Raw genomic sequence first — 17,956 nt, 5'->3', positions numbered from 1 at the left:
TCGGCGAAGTATTAATAAATAAATAGATAAATATGTCTGGGTTAATTGGAAGAAAGATAGGGATGACCAGCATCTTTGACGAGAATGGTAAGAATATGCCATGCACCGTTATTGAAGCAGGACCCTGTGTTGTTACCCAAGTCAGAACCGAAGAGGTTGACGGGTATGAAGCTCTTCAACTTGGTTTCGATGACAAGAAGACTGCAAATAAAGCTGCCGAAGGCCATGCCAAGAAAGCAGGAACAGTTGCAAAACGCAAAGTCGCCGAATTCCAAGGATTTGAAGAGGAGTATAAATTAGGTGATACTATTACTGTAGAGCACTTTGAAGAAGGTGAGTTCGTGGATGTTTCAGGAACAAGCAAAGGAAAAGGGTTTCAAGGGGTAGTAAAGCGTCACGGTTTTGCCGGTGTTGGTCAAGCGACCCACGGTCAGCACAACCGATTAAGAGCACCAGGTTCTATTGGAGCTGCATCGTATCCTGCGAGAGTATTCAAGGGTATGCGTATGGCAGGTCAAATGGGGAACGAAAAGGTGAAAGTACAAAACTTGAGAGTGTTAAAAGTAGTTGCTGAAAAGAACCTACTTGTTGTGAAAGGCTGTGTGCCAGGTCACAAAAACGCTTACGTAATGATTCAGAAATAATGAAGGTAGCTGTATTAGATGTAAACGGAAAAGACACAGGTAGAAAGGTTGAACTTTCTAACGATGTGTTTGGTATTGAGCCTAATAATCACGCAATGTACCTTGATGTAAAGCAGTACTTGGCAAATCAACGTCAAGGAACGCATAAAGCAAAGGAGCGTGCTGAGATTGCTGGTTCAACTAGAAAGATCAAAAAACAAAAAGGAACTGGTACTGCCCGTGCGGGTAGCATCAAGTCTGGTGTTTTTAAAGGTGGTGGACGTATGTTCGGACCTAGACCAAGAAGCTATTCATTCAAATTAAATAAAAACCTAAAGCGTTTGGCTCGTAAATCTGCCCTTACTGTAAAGGCAAATGACAAGGCAATTGTAGTGGTTGAAGATTTAAGTTTTGATGCGCCAAAAACAAAGAATTTCACTTCAGTTTTAAAGAACTTAGGACTTGAAAACAAAAAATCTTTGTTTGTGTTGGGAGAGTCAAATAATAACGTATATTTGTCGTCTCGCAATTTGAAAGGTACAGAGGTTATAAGTAACTCAGAATTAAGTACTTACAAAATTATGAATGCAAACAGTGTTGTGCTGTTTGAAGGTTCTTTGGAAGGAATAAATACGAATTTAAGTAAATAGAAGCAAGATGAATATCTTAATAAAACCTATTATTACGGAAAAAGCCACAGCAGATGCGGAATTAAATAACCGATATGGTTTTGTGGTAAACCCAAAGGCGAATAAGGTAGAAATCAAGAAAGCGGTGGAAGCCACTTACGGAGTTTCTGTTGAAAAAGTTCGCACAATGAATGTCCGCCCAGATCGACGTGTTCGTCATACGAAAACGGGAATCCAAACTGGTAAAACAAACGCTTTGAAAAAGGCAATTGTACAGGTGGCGGAAGGTGATACAATAGATTTTTACAACAATTTGTAAGCTTAGCTTGCAATAAATTAGACAAAAATGTCAGTAAGAAAATTAAAACCTATCACCCCAGGACAGCGTTTTAGAGTTGTAAATGGTTATGACGCCATTACAACTGATAAGCCGGAGAAAAGTTTATTAGCTCCGAAAAAACGTTCTGGTGGTAGAAACAGTCAAGGAAGAATGACCATGCGCTACATAGGTGGTGGTCATAAACAACGTTACAGAATTATCGATTTTAAGCGCGACAAGCAAGGTGTTCCAGCCACTGTTGCCTCGATTGAATACGATCCAAACCGTACCGCTTTTATTGCATTGGTAAATTACCAAGATGGTGAAAAAAGGTATGTGATTGCTCAGAATGGACTTCAAGTAGGGCAGAATATCGTTTCTGGTGAGCAAGTTGCTCCAGAGATTGGTAATGCAATGACCCTCGCAAATATACCTTTAGGTACAATCATTTCTTGTATAGAATTACGTCCTGGTCAAGGTGCTGTTATGGCACGTAGTGCTGGTGCTTTTGCTCAGTTAATGGCTCGAGATGGAAAGTATGCTACTGTTAAATTACCTTCTGGTGAAACGAGATTGATTTTAGTTACATGTATGGCTACCATTGGTGCTGTAAGTAACAGTGATCATCAGTTGTTAGTTGGAGGTAAAGCAGGTAGATCAAGATGGCTAGGTCGTCGTCCGCGTACAAGACCAGTAGTGATGAACCCAGTAGATCACCCAATGGGTGGTGGTGAAGGGAAATCTTCTGGAGGTCACCCGCGTTCTAGAAACGGTATTCCTGCAAAAGGATACAAAACCCGTTCTAAGACTAAGGCTAGTAATAAGTATATAATCGAACGTAGAAAGAAATAAGCTATGGCAAGATCATTAAAAAAAGGACCGTACGTTCACTACAAGTTAGATAAGAAAGTACAGCAAAATGTAGAGTCTAATAAGAAGACTGTGATCAAGACTTGGTCTCGTGCTTCTATGATTACTCCAGATTTTGTAGGACAAACCATTGCGGTACATAACGGACGTCAATTTGTTCCTGTGTATGTAACTGAAAATATGGTAGGACATAAATTAGGCGAATTTTCACCTACACGATCATTCCGTGGTCACGCAGGTGCTAAAAACAAAGGAAAAAAATAATAGGCCATGGGAGTTCGTAAAAGAGAAAGAGCAGAGCAAATCAAAGAGGCAAAGAAGACACAGTACTTCGCCAAATTGAACAATTGCCCTACGTCACCAAGAAAAATGCGTTTGGTTGCAGACCTAGTGCGTGGTGAAAAGATAGATACAGCGCTTAATATTTTAAGATTTAGCAAAAAAGAAGCTTCGGGACGTTTGGAAAAACTATTGTTGTCTGCCATTGCAAATTGGCAAGCAAAAAACGAAGAGGCTTCAATTGAAGATGCAGATCTTTTTATTAAGGAGATTCGTGTTGATGGTGGAACGATGTTAAAAAGACTTCGTCCAGCACCACAGGGTCGCGCACACAGAATTAGAAAACGCTCTAACCACGTAACACTGGTATTAGGAGCTAACGATAACACACAAAGCTAAATTTAAATGGGACAGAAGACAAATCCAATCGGGAACCGTTTAGGTATCATTAGAGGATGGGAATCCAACTGGTACGGAGGTAACGACTACGGTGATAAATTAGCCGAAGACGACAAGATTAGAAAATACATCCATGCTCGTTTAAGTAAAGCAAGTGTGTCTAGAGTAATTATTGAGCGTACGCTTAAGCTTGTAACCGTTACTATTACTACTGCAAGACCTGGTATTATTATCGGGAAAGGTGGTCAGGAAGTAGACAAGCTAAAAGAAGAGCTTAAGAAAATTACTGGAAAAGAGGTTCAAATCAACATTCACGAAATCAAACGACCAGAATTAGATGCATTTCTAGTTGGTAGTAGTGTTGCAAGACAAATTGAGAATAGAATCTCGTACCGTCGTGCAATCAAGATGGCAATTGCGGCTGCAATGCGTATGAATGCTGAGGGAATAAAAATTCAAATCTCTGGGCGACTAAATGGTGCTGAAATGGCACGTAGTGAGTCGTACAAAGATGGACGTATTCCACTATCAACCTTTAGAGCCGATATAGATTATGCTTTAGTTGAAGCACACACTACTTATGGTAGATTGGGTGTTAAAGTATGGATTATGAAAGGCGAAGTATATGGTAAAAGAGAGCTTTCTCCATTAGTTGGCCTAGCCAAAAAAGGTGGCAAAGGCGGTTCTGGACGAGGTGGAAACAACAAACCACGTCGTAACAGAAAGTAATTTTTTAAAGAACAGAACAAATGTTACAACCTAAAAGAACAAAATACCGTAAACAACAAAAGGGCCGTATGAAAGGTAATGCTGGAAGAGGAAACCAGTTAGCCTATGGTACTTTTGGTATTAAATCTTTAGATTCAAACTTCTTGACAGCACGTCAGATTGAAGCTGCACGTATTGCTGCTACTCGATATATGAAAAGAGAAGGGTCTATTTGGATTATGATTTTTCCAGATAAGCCAATCACTAAAAAGCCTCTTGAGGTTCGTATGGGTAAAGGTAAAGGTGCCGTTGAATATTGGGCAGCTGTAGTGAAGCCAGGTAGAGTTTTATTCGAAGTTTCTGGAGTGTCATTAGATACTGCTAAAGAGGCACTTCGATTAGCCGCTCAGAAATTGCCGGTGAAAACTAAGTTTATCATGTCTAGAGATTATCAAGCTTAATTTTTATAAAGATGAAACAATCAGAAATAAAAGAAGCATCAACAGCGGATTTGCAAGAAGCTTTAGCTGAAAACAGACAAGCATTTTCAAACCTTAAAATGGCTCACACCATTTCACCGTTGGACAATCCAATTCAACTAAGAGCTCACAGAAGAGCGATTGCTAGAATTGCGACAGAACTAACTAAAAGAGAAGTACAATAATAGTACGAAGCTGAAAGATGGAAGTAAAAAGAAACTTAAGAAAAGAGCGTATCGGTGTAGTAACCAGTAGCAAAATGGAGAAATCTATTGTTGTTGCCGAGGTGAAAAAAGTAAAGCACCCTATGTATGGAAAGTTCGTTTTAAAAACGAAAAAATACGTAGCACACGACGAGAAAAACGACTGCAACGAAGGTGATACTGTAAAGATCATGGAAACACGACCTATGAGTAAAACCAAATGTTGGAGACTAGTAGAAATAATTGAAAGAGCGAAGTAACCATGGTACAACAAGAATCAAGACTTAAAGTAGCAGACAACACCGGGGCAAAGGAAGTCCTTACCATTCGTGTGTTGGGCGGAACCAAAAAACGTTACGCTTCAATCGGTGACAAAATAGTAGTATCTGTAAAGGATGCTACACCTAATGGAACCGTAAAGAAAGGGACCGTTTCAACAGCAGTTGTTGTACGTACCGTAAAAGAAGTGAGAAGACCAGATGGTTCTTATATTCGTTTCGATGATAATGCATGTGTGCTTTTAGGACCTCAAGGGGAAATGAGAGGAACTCGTGTTTTCGGACCCGTAGCAAGAGAGCTTCGTGATAAACAATTTATGAAAATAGTATCATTAGCACCTGAAGTGCTTTAATACGAAAACGAAATGGGAAAGCTTAAAATAAAATCAGGAGATACAGTAGTAGTGACCGCAGGAGACCATAAAGGATCTGAAGGTAAGGTACTTCGTGTAGATGCTGAAAAGAACAAAGCAATAGTAGAGGGAGTAAATACAGTGAAGAAGCATGAGAAGCCAAGTGCGGCTAATCCTCAAGGTGGAATTACTGAAAAAGAAGCTCCTATTCATGTTTCTAACTTATCATTAGTAGATCCTAAATCAGGTGATGCTACACGTGTAGGTTATAGAATGGAAGATGGTAAAAAAGTACGATTTGCTAAAAAATCAAATCAAGTATTATAGTTATGGCATATACACCAAGACTTAAGGAAGAATATAAGAGCCGAGTAACAAATGCTCTTACAGACGAATTTGGTTACAATAATGTAATGCAGGTTCCAAAACTTTCGTGCATCGTAGTATCACGTGGAGTTGGAGCGGCTGTAGCCGATAAGAAGTTAATCGATAACTCTGTTGAGGAATTGACTAACATTACTGGCCAAAGAGCAATTGCAACTATCTCTAAGAAAGATGTTGCGACCTTTAAATTACGTAAAGGGATGCCTATTGGAGCAAAAGTTACATTGCGTGGCGAGCGTATGTATGAGTTTTTAGATAGACTTATTACTAGTGCATTGCCTAACGTACGTGATTTTAATGGTATTAATGCTACAGGTTTTGACGGTAGAGGAAATTACAGTATGGGAATTACCGAACAGATTATCTTTCCTGAAATCAATATTGATAAGGTAAAGAAAATTGAAGGTATGAATATTACTTTCGTTACTTCTGCTGCGACCGACAAGGAAGCTAAATCATTACTAACAGAACTAGGATTACCTTTTAAAAAGAACTAAGAGATGGCTAAAGAATCAATGAAAGCGCGCGAGCGTAAAAGAACCGCAACTGTAAAGAAATATGCTGCAAAGCGTAAGGCCTTAAAGGAAGCTGGTGATTGGGAAGGTTTACAAAAACTTCCTAAAAATGCCTCTCCAATTAGACAACACAACCGTTGTAAATTAACAGGTCGTCCTAAAGGATATATGAGAGTGTTTGGAATTTCACGTGTTATGTTTCGTGAAATGGCAAATCAAGGTTTAATTCCAGGAGTTCGTAAGGCAAGCTGGTAAAGTATTAACTGGATGAAGGTTTATTTGCATAGAGTGAATAAAAACCACTTCCGAAATTTAAATAAATGACAACAGATCCAATCGCAGATTTTCTAACAAGAGTTAGAAATGCAGTGAAAGCAGGACATCGCGTAGTAGAGGTGCCGGCTTCAAATCTTAAAAAAGAGATTACAAAAATTTTGTTTGATCAAGGGTTTATCTTGAGCTACAAATTTGAAGACGATAATGGGCCGCAAGGAACTATTAAAATCGCCTTGAAATACGACAAGCTTACAAAAGATCCAGTAATCAAAAAAATGCAACGAATAAGCACACCTGGTTTACGTAAGTATGCAGGTGCTTCAGAAATGCCACGTATCCTTAACGGATTGGGAATTGCTATCATTTCAACTTCAGCAGGAGTTATGACAGGAAAGCAAGCAGCCAGCCAGAATGTAGGTGGAGAAGTATTGTGTTACGTTTACTAAAAATTTAAAGACAAGAAAGAAATGTCAAGAATAGGTAAAAACCCGGTAGCGATTCCTGAAGGAGTAACAGTAGATGTCAAAGACAACGCTATTACTGTAAAAGGGAAATTAGGCGAGTTAACTCAGAGTATTTCTGATGTTAGCGTAAAAATTGAAGATGGTAATGTAATTGTTGAGCGTCCTAGCGATGCGAAGGATCATAGAGCAAAACACGGTCTGTATCGTTCACTTGTAAGTAATATGATTGAAGGTGTGTCTAACGGATGGACCAAGAAATTAGAATTAGTTGGAGTTGGATACAGAGCAAGTAACCAAGGTCAAAAACTTGATTTGGCAATAGGTTTCTCTCATAATATAGTTATGGACATCGCGCCAGAAGTTAAAATTGAGACTGTAAGTGATAAAGGGAAAAACCCGATAGTAATATTAACATCACATGACAAACAATTGGTTGGTCAAGTAGCCGCAAAGATTCGTGGCTTCCGTAAACCAGAGCCTTACAAAGGAAAAGGTATCAAGTTTGTTGGTGAAATCATTAGAAGAAAAGCAGGTAAATCTGCATAAGAAATAACGTTATGGCATTATCAAAAACCGATAGAAGAGACCGTATTCGATTCAGAATCCGTAAAACGGTTTCAGGAACAGCAGAGCGTCCGCGTTTGGCTGTATACAGAAGTAATAAAGAGATCTATGCACAACTTATTGACGATGTAAATGGAACAACCATTACCGCAGCATCTTCAAGAGATAAAGACATAGACGCTTCCAAAGTAAATAAAGTGGAAGCTGCAAAATTAGTGGGTAAGGCAATCGCCGAGAAAGCTACAAAAGCTGGAGTTGAAACAGTTAGTTTCGACAGAGGAGGGTACCTATACCACGGAAGAGTAAAATCATTAGCTGAAGGAGCACGCGAAGGCGGCCTTAAATTCTAAGAAATATGTATCAAGATTATAAAAACGTAGAAACAGTAAAACCAGGAGGTCTTGAATTAAAAGACCGTTTGGTGGGTGTACAACGTGTTACTAAGGTAACCAAAGGTGGTCGTGCTTTCGGATTTTCAGCTATTGTAGTTGTAGGTGATGAAAATGGCGTAGTTGGACAAGGATTAGGAAAGTCGAAAGACGTTGCTAGTGCTATTGCTAAAGCTATTGAAGATGCCAAGAAAAATTTAGTTCGTATTCCTTTAAACAAGGCGTCTCTTCCACATGAGCAAAAAGGTAAGTATGGTGGAGCACGTGTAAATTTATTACCAGCTGCGCCTGGTACAGGTTTGATTGCAGGTGGTGCCGTACGTGCAGTACTTGAGGCAGTAGGAGTTCACGATGTACTATCTAAAAGTCAAGGTTCGTCTAACCCTCACAATGTGGTAAAAGCAACGTTTGACGCTTTATTACAATTGCGAAGTGCACAGACAGTAGCTAAGCAACGTGGTATTACTTTGGAAAAATTATATAAAGGATAAATACTAGAGAGATGGCAAAAATTAAAGTAACTAAGGTGAAAAGTGCAATTAACCGCACAAAGAACCAAAAGAGAACGCTTGAAGCGTTGGGTCTTAAAAAGATCGGACAAACAATCGAGCATGAAGACACGCCAAATATTCTTGGTATGGTAAATAAAGTGAAACACTTGGTTTCTATAGAAACCGTTTAAGACATATACAATGGATTTAAATAACTTAAAACCTGCAGAAGGTTCTACTCATAGAGAGGGAAAACGATTAGGGCGAGGTCAAGGTTCAGGTAAAGCTGGAACATCAGGCCGTGGGCACAAAGGTGCGAAGTCGCGTTCAGGATACTCTAAGAAAATCGGATTTGAAGGTGGTCAAATGCCTTTACAACGTCGTGTTCCTAAATTTGGATTTACGAATATCAATCGCAAAGAATATCAAGGTGTAAACATTGATACGCTTCAACAATTGGTTGACGACAAAAAGATTAAAGATACGTTAGACTTCGAAACAATGGTAAGTCTTCGTTTGGCCAGAAAGAATGAGATGGTGAAGATTTTAGGTAGAGGAGAATTGAAAGCTAAATTAAAAGTGTCTGCACACAAGTTTACTGCCTCAGCAAAAGAAGCTATTGAAGCTGCTGGAGGTGAAGTAATAACATTGTAATATAGATACGGATGAAATTTATCGAGAACTTAAAAAATGTCTGGAGAATAGAAGAGCTTCGTAACCGTATCTTGGTTACACTAGGGCTTTTGCTAGTGTACCGTTTTGGTGCGCAGGTAGTATTGCCGAATATTGATGCTTCAAAATTGGGCGGATTTGCTGGTAACTTTGATGCAGGTGGAATTGGAGGACTATTAAATGCCTTTACAGGTGGTGCATTTGCAAATGCATCCGTTTTTGCATTGGGTATTATGCCTTACATTTCTGCTTCTATTGTAGTTCAGTTAATGCAAATTGCAGTTCCGTATCTTCAGAAATTACAGAAAGAAGGAGAAAGTGGAAGAAAGAAAATCACACAAATTACACGTTGGTTGACCATCGGTATTTGTTTGGTGCAGGCTCCGAGTTACTTGTTTGGTTTGGAGGCTCTTGGGGTTCCTGCCGATGCATTTATTTTAGGAAAAACACCAGTGTTTTACATTTCTTCAACGATCATCTTAGTAACAGGTTGTATTTTTGCAATGTGGCTAGGTGAAAAGATTACAGATAAAGGTATTGGTAACGGTATCTCTATTTTAATTATGGTTGGTATTATTGCAACATTACCACAATCATTTGCACAAGAAATTGCGTCAAGTAGTATCATGTTTGTGTTAATAGAATTGGTAATTTGGTTTGTGATTATACTTGCCTGCGTCATGTTAGTCATGGCAGTACGAAAAATTCCCGTCCAATATGCACGACGTACAGCTAGCGGTGGGTATGAAAAGAATATTTTTGGTGCGCGTCAGTTCATTCCATTAAAATTGAATGCTTCTGGTGTAATGCCAATCATCTTTGCTCAAGCATTGATGTTTGTTCCAACAGCATTGGCCAATTTAGGATCTATTAAAGATACCGAATGGGGTCAGAGTATGTTGGCAACGTTTAGTGATATCTTCGGATTATGGTATAATGTTGTGTTTGCGGCATTGATTATCATCTTTACATATTTCTATACGGCTATTACAGTGCCTACTAATAAAATGGCAGACGACTTGAAACGAAGCGGTGGTTTTATTCCAGGAATTAAACCAGGAACAGATACTGCAGAGTTTTTAGACAGAATTATGTCTCAAATTACCTTGCCAGGATCTATATTCTTAGCACTTGTGGCAATCTTCCCTGCATTTGTAGTGAAATTGTTAGGAGTACAACAAGGTTGGGCATTGTTCTTTGGTGGTACCTCACTCTTAATTATGGTTGGGGTTGCTATCGATACCATGCAACAAATTAACTCTTACTTGTTAAATCGTCATTACGATGGATTAATGAAGTCAGGTAAAAACAGAAAAGCAGTAGCATAATTATGGCCAAACAACCCGCAATAGAACAAGATGGAACTATCATTGAAGCATTGTCTAACGCAATGTTTAGAGTGGAACTAGAGAATGGTCACGTGGTTACTGCGCACATATCAGGTAAGATGCGTATGCATTATATTAAGTTGTTGCCTGGAGATAAAGTAAAATTAGAAATGAGCCCATACGATTTAACAAAGGCTCGAATCACATACAGATACTAAGCTATTATGAAAGTTAGAGCATCAGTTAAAAAGAGAAGTGCCGACTGCAAGATTGTTCGCAGAAAGGGCAGATTATATGTAATTAATAAAAAGAACCCTAGGTTCAAACAAAGACAAGGATAAGTTATGGCAAGAATCGCAGGTGTAGATATCCCAAAGCAAAAAAGGGGTGTAATCGCGTTAACGTATATCTTCGGAATTGGTAATAGCCGTGCGAAGGATATATTGGGAAAAGCCGGAGTTAGCGAAGACAAAAAAGTAAGTGAATGGAACGATGATGAAATCGGTGCTATTCGTGACGCAGTTGGGTCTTTCAAAATCGAAGGTGAGTTACGTAGTGAAGTGCAGTTAAGCATTAAGCGCTTAATGGACATTGGTTGTTACAGAGGTATTAGACACAGAGCGGGTCTTCCGTTACGTGGTCAACGTACAAAAAACAACTCAAGAACCAGAAAAGGAAAACGTAAAACAGTTGCTAACAAGAAAAAGGCAACTAAATAATCACTAGAGATATGGCAAAGTCAAATCCAAAAGCTAAAAGCACAAAAAAACGCAAGGTTAATGTAGAATCTGTTGGTGAAGCACATATCACTGCATCATTCAACAACATTATCGTTTCGTTGACAAATAAGAACGGAGATGTTATCTCATGGTCTTCTGCCGGTAAAATGGGCTTTAGAGGATCTAAGAAAAACACTCCTTATGCTGCGCAATTAGCAGCAGAAGATGCGGCGGCAGTTGCAACTGAAGCTGGTATGCGTAAGTGTAAAGTATACGTAAAAGGACCAGGGAATGGTAGAGAATCTGCTATTCGTTCTATCCATAATGCAGGAATTGAGGTTACAGAAATTATTGATGTAACGCCAATGCCACACAATGGATGTCGTCCAGCAAAACGTAGAAGAGTATAATACAATTTTTGCGAATACGATATACTACGATATAGGTTAATTTATATCATAGTATATCGTATCTTTGCAAACTCAAAATTTAATAAATATCAACCGAAGGATTATAGAGTCTAGAGGATTAACGTAAGACCTTAATTTAGATTCTCCTTCAAAAATAACTAGAAATGGCAAGATATACTGGTCCAAAATCTAAAATAGCCCGTAAGTTTGGTGAGGCTATCTTCGGAGAAGACAAAGCTTTCGAAAAAAGAAATTACCCTCCAGGACAACACGGAAATAACCGTCGTCGTGGAAAAAAATCTGAATACGCAATTCAACTTGCTGAGAAGCAAAAGGCAAAATACACTTATGGTATTTTGGAGCGTCAATTTAGAAACATGTTTAAAAAAGCAACTGCTGCACCAGGAATTACGGGTGAAGTATTGCTACAATTAGCAGAGTCGCGTTTAGACAATGTGGTATTCCGTATGGGTATCGCTCCTACACGTAGTGGTGCGCGCCAATTGGTGAGCCACAGACACATCACAGTAAATGGTGAGAAGGTAAACATTCCTTCATACCAATTAAAAGCTGGAGATGTTGTTGGCGTAAGAGAAAAGTCTAAGTCACTTCAGGCTATCACATCTTCGTTGGATAATGCACGTCACGTATATGAGTGGATTACATGGAATGGGGAAAAAATGGAAGGGACTTATGTTTCTGTTCCACAATTGATTCAGATTCCTGAGAACATTAATGTTCAGTCTATCGTCGAATTATATTCTAAATAATAAATAATCACATTGGTATTTGGCCAAAGGATTTATAGTGTTCTTCAAGCTTTTAAATCGCGCAACTAAATAACAATTAAAACGAAGAAAAAAATGGCAGTATTTAGTTTTCAGAAACCCGATAAGGTTATCATGATTAACTCTACAGATTTCGAGGGGAAATTTGAATTTCGTCCCTTGGAACCTGGTTATGGATTAACAGTTGGTAATGCACTAAGAAGGGTTTTGTTATCTTCTTTGGAAGGTTTTGCAATTACTTCGGTACGTATCGAAGGAGTAGATCATGAGTTTTCTACTATTGCAGGCGTTGTAGAAGATGTAACCGAAATTATTTTGAACTTAAAGCAAGTACGTTTTAAGCGTCAAATAGATGAAATAGATAACGAAACTGTAACCATTTCAGTAAATGGTAATGAGCAGTTAACTGCAGGAGATTTCCAAAAATTTATCTCTGGTTTCCAAGTATTGAATCCAGAATTGGTTATCTGTAATATGGAAAAGAAGGTAAACATGAACTTTGAGATTACAATCGAAAAAGGTCGTGGTTATGTTCCTGCTGAAGAAAACAAGAAAGCGAATGCTCCTCTTGGAACTATCTTCACAGATTCTATTTACACTCCTATCAAAAACGTGAAGTACAGTATTGAAAACTTCCGTGTAGAGCAGAAAACGGATTACGAAAAATTAGTTTTCGAAATTCAAACAGATGGTTCAATTCATCCAAAAGATGCGTTGACTGAAGCTGCTAAAACCTTAATCCACCACTTTATGTTGTTCAGTGATGAGCGCATTACGTTGGAAGCAGATGAAATTGCACAAACTGAAACATACGATGAGGAATCATTGCATATGCGTCAGTTACTAAAGACCAAATTAGTAGATATGGATCTTTCAGTACGTGCATTAAACTGCTTGAAGGCTGCAGAAGTAGATACATTAGGAGACCTTGTATCTTATAATAAAAATGACTTGATGAAGTTTAGAAATTTTGGAAAGAAATCATTAACTGAGCTAGAAGAGCTGGTAAATGTAAAGGGCCTTAATTTCGGAATGGATCTTTCAAAATATAAATTAGATAAAGATTAATTAATCATATTTTGCTCTCCGTCTAAGGCGGATATGGTAGCAAGATGATAAAATAAATGTCATGAGACACGGAAAAAAAGTAAATCATTTAGGAAGAAAAACAGCTCATAGAAAGTCAATGTTGGCAAACATGGCCTGTTCTCTAATTGAACACAAAAGAATCAACACTACAGTTGCTAAAGCGAAAGCTGTAAAACAATTTGTTGAGCCAATTATTACGAAGGCAAAAGAAGATACTACGCATAACCGTCGTATTGTAATGTCTCGTCTACGTCAAAAAGATGCAGTTATTGAACTGTTTCGCGATGTAGCCGTAAAAGTTGGTGATCGTCCAGGGGGATATACTCGAATTATTAAATTGGGGAGTCGTTTAGGAGATGCTGCAGATATGGCGATGATAGAGTTGGTTGACTATAATGATTTATACAACGCAGGAAAAGCTACTAAAAAGAAAAGTACTCGTCGAAGCCGTCGAGGAGGTTCTAAAGCAGCCGCTGCTCCAGCAGTAGAAACAAAAGCAACAAAAGAAGAAGAGTAAATGATTTTCTTCAAGTAATATAAGAAAAGGGATAAGCATTCAATGTTTATCCCTTTTTTTTAAACTTATAACTAAGGAGTGTGCTATTGTTCAAAAGTTATAAAAACCTAATTTTAGAATCCCTTTCAATTAAAGTATTTTTGTAAAATAGTCATATAAAGCGATGAAATACCAAACAAGAAAACCTGCTCTTATACTTTTAGCCGATGGCACCATATTTCATGGAAAAGCCGTTGGAGGAAAAAATGGCTCTGCCTTTGGCGAAGTCTGTTTTAATACTGGTATGACAGGATACCAAGAGATATTTACAGACCCTTCTTACTTCGGTCAATTAATGGTCACCACCAATGCGCACATTGGAAATTATGGTACGACAAAAGATGAGGTAGAGAGTGATAGCATTAAAATTGCAGGGCTTATTTGTAGAAACTTTAGCTACCATTATTCACGAGCTGAAGCAGATGCCTCTTTAGAGGAATTTCTAAACGACAATAATTTGCTAGCTATTAGTGACGTAGATACAAGAGCGTTAGTGAGCTATATTCGAGACAATGGGGCTATGAATGCCGTTATTACAACAGAGGTAGACAAACTAGAAGATTTGAAAAAGCGTTTGTCTGAAGTGCCAAATATGAATGGCTTAGAATTGGCAAGCAAGGTGTCTACCAAAGAACCATACTTCTATGGAGATGAGAACGCATCGTATAAAATTTCAGCCTTGGATATAGGAATTAAGAAAAACATTCTTCGAAATCTAGCTGAAAGAGATTGTTATATCAAAGTGTTTCCATACAATGCCTCTTTTGAAGATATGAAAGCTTTTAATCCTGACGGATATTTTCTTTCTAATGGCCCAGGAGATCCAGAACCGTTAACTGAAGCTATAGAAACCACTAAACAAATCATTGCAAGTGGCAAACCTCTATTTGGTATTTGTTTAGGGCATCAAGTCTTAGCACTTGCTAATGGTATTTCAACCTATAAAATGCATCATGGACATCGCGGAATTAACCATCCTATCCTTAATTTAGTAGTTGGAAAAGGTGAAATTACTTCACAGAACCATGGATTTGCAATAAATAGAGAAGAGGCTGAAGCCCATGCAGAAGTAGAAATTACACACTTACACTTAAATGATCATACTGCCGCAGGCATACGGTTAAAAGATAAACCAGTTTTTTCGGTACAATACCATCCAGAAGCGAGTCCAGGACCACACGACTCAAGATATCTTTTTGATGATTTTGTAGCGCATATTAAAAATTCAAAATAATCGGTCCGTTTGAGCGCTAATAAGAACTAGATACAATTTCTAAAATTGAAATCAAGTTTCGACTTCGCTCTACTAGACATAGTTAAATAGTATAATATGAGCATTATTATAGACATACACGCCAGACAAATTTTTGATTCAAGAGGAAATCCAACTATAGAAGTTGACGTAATTACCGAGCATGGATACTTGGGTCGCGCTGCTGTTCCTTCCGGAGCATCAACTGGAGAGCACGAAGCCGTGGAATTGCGCGATGGTGGTGATAACTATATGGGTAAAGGAGTGTTACAAGCAGTCGAAAATGTAAATGGAAAAATTGCAGGAACACTTTTGGGAGTTTCAGTTTTTGAACAAGCACAAATAGATCAAATAATGATTGATTTAGATGGTACTCCTAATAAATCAAAACTTGGGGCAAATGCCATTTTGGGAGTTTCTTTAGCTTGTGCTAAGGCAGCAGCAGCAGAATTAGGGCAGCCGTTGTACCGTTATGTAGGAGGAGTAAGTGCTAAAACACTTCCTGTGCCTATGATGAACATTATTAATGGAGGCTCGCATAGTGATGCGCCAATTGCATTTCAAGAGTTTATGGTGATACCAGTAAAGGCACATAGCTTTACTCATGCCATGCAGATGGGTTCTGAAATTTTCCATAATTTGAAGAAGGTTTTACACGATAGAAATTTAAGTACAGCGGTAGGCGATGAAGGTGGTTTTGCACCAACACTTGCCGGAACCGAAGACGCTTTAGATACCATTGCAATGGCCGTTAAAAACGCAGGGTATACCATGGGCGATGATATAATGATAGCCCTAGATTGTGCGGCAGCAGAGTTCTTCGTAAATGGAAAATACGACTATACGAAGTTTGAAGGGGATTCGGGTAAAGTGAGAAGTAGCGAAGAACAAGCGGTATACCTAGCAGAATTATGTGAAAAATACCCTATCCTTTCTATAGAAGATGGTATGGATGAAAATGATTGGGAAGGTTGGAAATCTCTTACTGAAAAAGTTGGAGACAAAGTACAACTAGTTGGTGACGACTTGTTTGTAACCAATGTGGAGCGCCTTTCTAAAGGTATAGATGAAAATATTGCCAATTCTATATTAATTAAGGTGAATCAAATAGGTACGCTAACCGAAACAATAGCTGCGGTAACAATGGCTCAGAATGCTGGATACACTTCTGTGATGAGTCATCGTAGTGGAGAAACAGAAGATAATACTATTGCAGATTTAGCGGTTGCCCTAAATTGCGGACAAATAAAAACGGGATCAGCATCACGTAGCGACCGTATGGCTAAATACAACCAACTTCTCAGAATAGAAGAGGAATTAGCAGATGTAGCGTATTACCCAGGTAAAAATGCATTTAAGATATAGGTAGAATACCTATAAATTTTAATAAACCTCTCTTGTAGTATACTTGAGAGGTTTCTTTTTTATGTAGTCTGTGTTTATTTAAGGATATTTTAACCTACAAAGCCACTAATTTGTTAAAAAATTTGTGTGATATTTCGTAAATTAGCATCTTCTTTGTTTGCAAGTAGAATACAAGCATAATTCTGAAATTTTAATAAAAAACCAAAAGCATATATGTCTAAAATAGCCACATTAACAATTGACGGAAAATCATATGAATTTCCAGTAGTTGTTGGTACCGAAAATGAAGTAGCCATTGATATTAAAGCGCTCCGAGGAGCCACAGGAGGTGTAACAACGCTAGATCCTGGATATAAGAATACAGGTTCTTGTGAAAGTGCCATCACGTTCTTAAATGGGGAAGAAGGTATTTTAAGATATAGAGGATATTCTATTGAAGAATTAGCAGATAAAGCTGATTTTTTAGAAGTAGCTTATCTTTTGATTTTTGGAGAATTACCTACAAAAGAGGAGTTGGCAAAATTTCATTCAGATATAAGAGAGCAATCTCATGTTGACGATGACGTAAAGAAAATACTTGATGGTTTTCCAAAATCTGCGCATCCAATGGGTGTGTTGTCTTCGCTAACATCTGCGCTAGTAGCATTTAATCCTTCATCTGTAAATGTAGACAGTGAAGAAGAAATGTATAACGCTATCGTTCGTATGTTGGCTAAATTCCCTGTTTTAACTGCTTGGGCTCACAGAAAAAGAGCTGGATTGCCCTTAGACTACGGTGATGACAGCTTAGGGTATGTGGAGAATTTTCATAAAATGATGTTTCACAAGCCTAACCAAAATTATAGCGTAGATAAAAAGGTAGTAGATGCCTTAGATAAATTATTAATTCTGCATGCAGATCATGAGCAAAATTGCTCAACATCTACTGTACGTATTGTAGGTTCTTCTCATGCTGGTTTGTTTGTGTCTATATCTGCAGGAATTAATGCCCTTTGGGGTCCATTACACGGTGGTGCTAACCAAGCTGTGATAGAAATGCTTGAAGCCATTAAAGAAGATGGTGGCGACACTCATAAATTTATGAACAAGGCAAAAGACAAAGAAGATCCGTTTAGACTTATGGGCTTTGGACATAGAGTATATAAAAACTTCGATCCTCGGGCTAAGATTATCAAAAAGTCTGCAGATGAAGTTTTAACTGCGCTCGGTATTGAAGACCCAGTGCTGGATATAGCAAAAGGCCTGGAAAAAGAGGCTCTTGAGGATTCTTATTTTGTAGATCGTAAACTTTATCCAAATGTAGATTTTTACTCAGGTATTATTTACAGAGCTTTAGGAATTCCTGTAGAAATGTTTACACCTATGTTTGCCCTTGGAAGATTGCCAGGGTGGATTGCACAATGGAAAGAAATGCGTCAACGAAAAGAGCCTATTGGCCGTCCGAGACAAGTATATATTGGTGAAAACCTTAGAAGTTTTAAGCCAGTAGAAAAAAGATAATGACAATAAAAATTGTGAAAAAGCACTTCAGTAAAGAAGTGCTTTTTTTATATT

At 38.2% G+C, this 17,956-nt stretch carries 31 protein-coding genes; all 31 read left to right on the top strand.

Annotated features, from left to right (window positions below):
- The first annotated feature begins 32 nt into the window (after positions 1-32).
- On the top strand, positions 33-644 hold the full coding sequence (gene rplC / locus G5B37_RS06540; RefSeq protein WP_164679255.1) for a 50S ribosomal protein L3: 612 nt from the start codon (positions 33-35) through the stop codon (positions 642-644).
- Complete coding sequence (rplD, locus tag G5B37_RS06535) at positions 644-1,273, top strand: 50S ribosomal protein L4 (protein ID WP_164679254.1); 630 nt, start codon at positions 644-646, stop codon at positions 1,271-1,273. The genes rplC and rplD overlap by 1 nt, the downstream gene beginning before the upstream one ends.
- Before the next feature lie 7 nt (positions 1,274-1,280).
- The gene (rplW, locus tag G5B37_RS06530) at positions 1,281-1,571 is read left to right on the top strand and encodes a 50S ribosomal protein L23 (protein WP_164679253.1); all 291 of its coding nucleotides are present in this window, start codon (positions 1,281-1,283) and stop codon (positions 1,569-1,571) included.
- Between the two features lie 27 nt (positions 1,572-1,598).
- On the top strand, positions 1,599-2,423 hold the full coding sequence (gene rplB / locus G5B37_RS06525; RefSeq protein WP_164679252.1) for a 50S ribosomal protein L2: 825 nt from the start codon (positions 1,599-1,601) through the stop codon (positions 2,421-2,423).
- A gap of 3 nt (positions 2,424-2,426) precedes the next feature.
- Positions 2,427-2,705, top strand: coding sequence for a 30S ribosomal protein S19 (gene rpsS / locus G5B37_RS06520; protein WP_164679251.1), 279 nt, complete (start codon positions 2,427-2,429; stop codon positions 2,703-2,705).
- A gap of 6 nt (positions 2,706-2,711) precedes the next feature.
- The gene (rplV, locus tag G5B37_RS06515; RefSeq protein ID WP_164679250.1) at positions 2,712-3,119 is read left to right on the top strand and encodes a 50S ribosomal protein L22; all 408 of its coding nucleotides are present in this window, start codon (positions 2,712-2,714) and stop codon (positions 3,117-3,119) included.
- 6 nt (positions 3,120-3,125) lie between these two features.
- On the top strand, positions 3,126-3,848 hold the full coding sequence (gene rpsC, locus G5B37_RS06510; RefSeq protein WP_164679249.1) for a 30S ribosomal protein S3: 723 nt from the start codon (positions 3,126-3,128) through the stop codon (positions 3,846-3,848).
- Between the two features lie 20 nt (positions 3,849-3,868).
- Positions 3,869-4,288, top strand: coding sequence for a 50S ribosomal protein L16 (gene rplP, locus G5B37_RS06505; protein ID WP_164679248.1), 420 nt, complete (start codon positions 3,869-3,871; stop codon positions 4,286-4,288).
- Between the two features lie 11 nt (positions 4,289-4,299).
- Entirely contained in the window at positions 4,300-4,491 is a 192-nt protein-coding gene (gene rpmC, locus G5B37_RS06500; RefSeq protein ID WP_164679247.1) for a 50S ribosomal protein L29, read from the top strand.
- 17 nt (positions 4,492-4,508) lie between these two features.
- Positions 4,509-4,769: a 30S ribosomal protein S17 gene (gene rpsQ, locus G5B37_RS06495; RefSeq protein WP_164679246.1), complete on the top strand. Its 261-nt coding sequence runs from the start codon at positions 4,509-4,511 to the stop codon at positions 4,767-4,769.
- A 2-nt stretch (positions 4,770-4,771) separates the two neighbouring features.
- Positions 4,772-5,140 carry a 50S ribosomal protein L14 gene (gene rplN / locus G5B37_RS06490; protein WP_164679245.1) on the top strand — a complete coding sequence of 123 codons (369 nt, stop codon included), beginning with the start codon at positions 4,772-4,774 and terminating at the stop codon, positions 5,138-5,140.
- A gap of 12 nt (positions 5,141-5,152) precedes the next feature.
- A complete protein-coding gene (gene rplX / locus G5B37_RS06485; RefSeq protein ID WP_164679244.1) occupies positions 5,153-5,467 on the top strand; it encodes a 50S ribosomal protein L24 in 315 nt (104 codons plus the stop codon).
- Positions 5,468-5,469: 2 nt separating this feature from the next.
- Complete coding sequence (rplE, locus tag G5B37_RS06480) at positions 5,470-6,021, top strand: 50S ribosomal protein L5 (protein WP_164679243.1); 552 nt, start codon at positions 5,470-5,472, stop codon at positions 6,019-6,021.
- A 3-nt stretch (positions 6,022-6,024) separates the two neighbouring features.
- Positions 6,025-6,294: a 30S ribosomal protein S14 gene (rpsN, locus tag G5B37_RS06475; RefSeq protein ID WP_164679242.1), complete on the top strand. Its 270-nt coding sequence runs from the start codon at positions 6,025-6,027 to the stop codon at positions 6,292-6,294.
- A gap of 65 nt (positions 6,295-6,359) precedes the next feature.
- A complete protein-coding gene (rpsH, locus tag G5B37_RS06470; RefSeq protein ID WP_164679241.1) occupies positions 6,360-6,761 on the top strand; it encodes a 30S ribosomal protein S8 in 402 nt (133 codons plus the stop codon).
- A 21-nt stretch (positions 6,762-6,782) separates the two neighbouring features.
- The gene (gene rplF, locus G5B37_RS06465) at positions 6,783-7,325 is read left to right on the top strand and encodes a 50S ribosomal protein L6 (RefSeq protein WP_164679240.1); all 543 of its coding nucleotides are present in this window, start codon (positions 6,783-6,785) and stop codon (positions 7,323-7,325) included.
- Between the two features lie 11 nt (positions 7,326-7,336).
- Positions 7,337-7,693, top strand: a complete 357-nt coding sequence (gene rplR / locus G5B37_RS06460) for a 50S ribosomal protein L18 (RefSeq protein ID WP_164679239.1) — start codon at positions 7,337-7,339, stop codon at positions 7,691-7,693.
- Between the two features lie 5 nt (positions 7,694-7,698).
- Entirely contained in the window at positions 7,699-8,223 is a 525-nt protein-coding gene (rpsE, locus tag G5B37_RS06455) for a 30S ribosomal protein S5 (RefSeq protein WP_164679238.1), read from the top strand.
- A gap of 11 nt (positions 8,224-8,234) precedes the next feature.
- Positions 8,235-8,414, top strand: coding sequence for a 50S ribosomal protein L30 (rpmD, locus tag G5B37_RS06450; RefSeq protein ID WP_164679237.1), 180 nt, complete (start codon positions 8,235-8,237; stop codon positions 8,412-8,414).
- 10 nt (positions 8,415-8,424) lie between these two features.
- On the top strand, positions 8,425-8,877 hold the full coding sequence (gene rplO / locus G5B37_RS06445; protein ID WP_164679236.1) for a 50S ribosomal protein L15: 453 nt from the start codon (positions 8,425-8,427) through the stop codon (positions 8,875-8,877).
- An 11-nt stretch (positions 8,878-8,888) separates the two neighbouring features.
- The gene (secY, locus tag G5B37_RS06440; RefSeq protein WP_164679235.1) at positions 8,889-10,223 is read left to right on the top strand and encodes a preprotein translocase subunit SecY; all 1,335 of its coding nucleotides are present in this window, start codon (positions 8,889-8,891) and stop codon (positions 10,221-10,223) included.
- Positions 10,224-10,225: 2 nt separating this feature from the next.
- A complete protein-coding gene (infA, locus tag G5B37_RS06435) occupies positions 10,226-10,441 on the top strand; it encodes a translation initiation factor IF-1 (RefSeq protein ID WP_014031991.1) in 216 nt (71 codons plus the stop codon).
- Between the two features lie 6 nt (positions 10,442-10,447).
- Entirely contained in the window at positions 10,448-10,564 is a 117-nt protein-coding gene (gene ykgO, locus G5B37_RS06430) for a type B 50S ribosomal protein L36 (protein WP_013305171.1), read from the top strand.
- Positions 10,565-10,567: 3 nt separating this feature from the next.
- Positions 10,568-10,942: a 30S ribosomal protein S13 gene (gene rpsM / locus G5B37_RS06425; RefSeq protein ID WP_164679234.1), complete on the top strand. Its 375-nt coding sequence runs from the start codon at positions 10,568-10,570 to the stop codon at positions 10,940-10,942.
- Between the two features lie 11 nt (positions 10,943-10,953).
- Positions 10,954-11,352 carry a 30S ribosomal protein S11 gene (rpsK, locus tag G5B37_RS06420; protein WP_164679233.1) on the top strand — a complete coding sequence of 133 codons (399 nt, stop codon included), beginning with the start codon at positions 10,954-10,956 and terminating at the stop codon, positions 11,350-11,352.
- Positions 11,353-11,516: 164 nt separating this feature from the next.
- Positions 11,517-12,122 (top strand): 30S ribosomal protein S4, encoded by a 606-nt coding sequence (gene rpsD / locus G5B37_RS06415; RefSeq protein ID WP_164679232.1) that lies wholly within the window; start codon positions 11,517-11,519, stop codon positions 12,120-12,122.
- Positions 12,123-12,215: 93 nt separating this feature from the next.
- On the top strand, positions 12,216-13,208 hold the full coding sequence (locus G5B37_RS06410; protein WP_164679231.1) for a DNA-directed RNA polymerase subunit alpha: 993 nt from the start codon (positions 12,216-12,218) through the stop codon (positions 13,206-13,208).
- Positions 13,209-13,269: 61 nt separating this feature from the next.
- Entirely contained in the window at positions 13,270-13,746 is a 477-nt protein-coding gene (gene rplQ / locus G5B37_RS06405; protein ID WP_164679230.1) for a 50S ribosomal protein L17, read from the top strand.
- A gap of 163 nt (positions 13,747-13,909) precedes the next feature.
- The gene (carA, locus tag G5B37_RS06400) at positions 13,910-15,019 is read left to right on the top strand and encodes a glutamine-hydrolyzing carbamoyl-phosphate synthase small subunit (protein ID WP_164679229.1); all 1,110 of its coding nucleotides are present in this window, start codon (positions 13,910-13,912) and stop codon (positions 15,017-15,019) included.
- Positions 15,020-15,115: 96 nt separating this feature from the next.
- Entirely contained in the window at positions 15,116-16,402 is a 1,287-nt protein-coding gene (eno, locus tag G5B37_RS06395; RefSeq protein WP_164679228.1) for a phosphopyruvate hydratase, read from the top strand.
- Between the two features lie 213 nt (positions 16,403-16,615).
- Positions 16,616-17,902, top strand: a complete 1,287-nt coding sequence (locus G5B37_RS06390; protein ID WP_164679227.1) for a citrate synthase — start codon at positions 16,616-16,618, stop codon at positions 17,900-17,902.
- Positions 17,903-17,956: the final 54 nt, after the last annotated feature.

The sequence above is a fragment of the Rasiella rasia genome (assembly GCF_011044175.1).
Lineage (GTDB): Bacteria > Bacteroidota > Bacteroidia > Flavobacteriales > Flavobacteriaceae > Marinirhabdus > Marinirhabdus rasia.
Note: the sequence above shows the minus strand (reverse complement) of the source record. Positions and strands in the feature narration are given on the sequence as shown.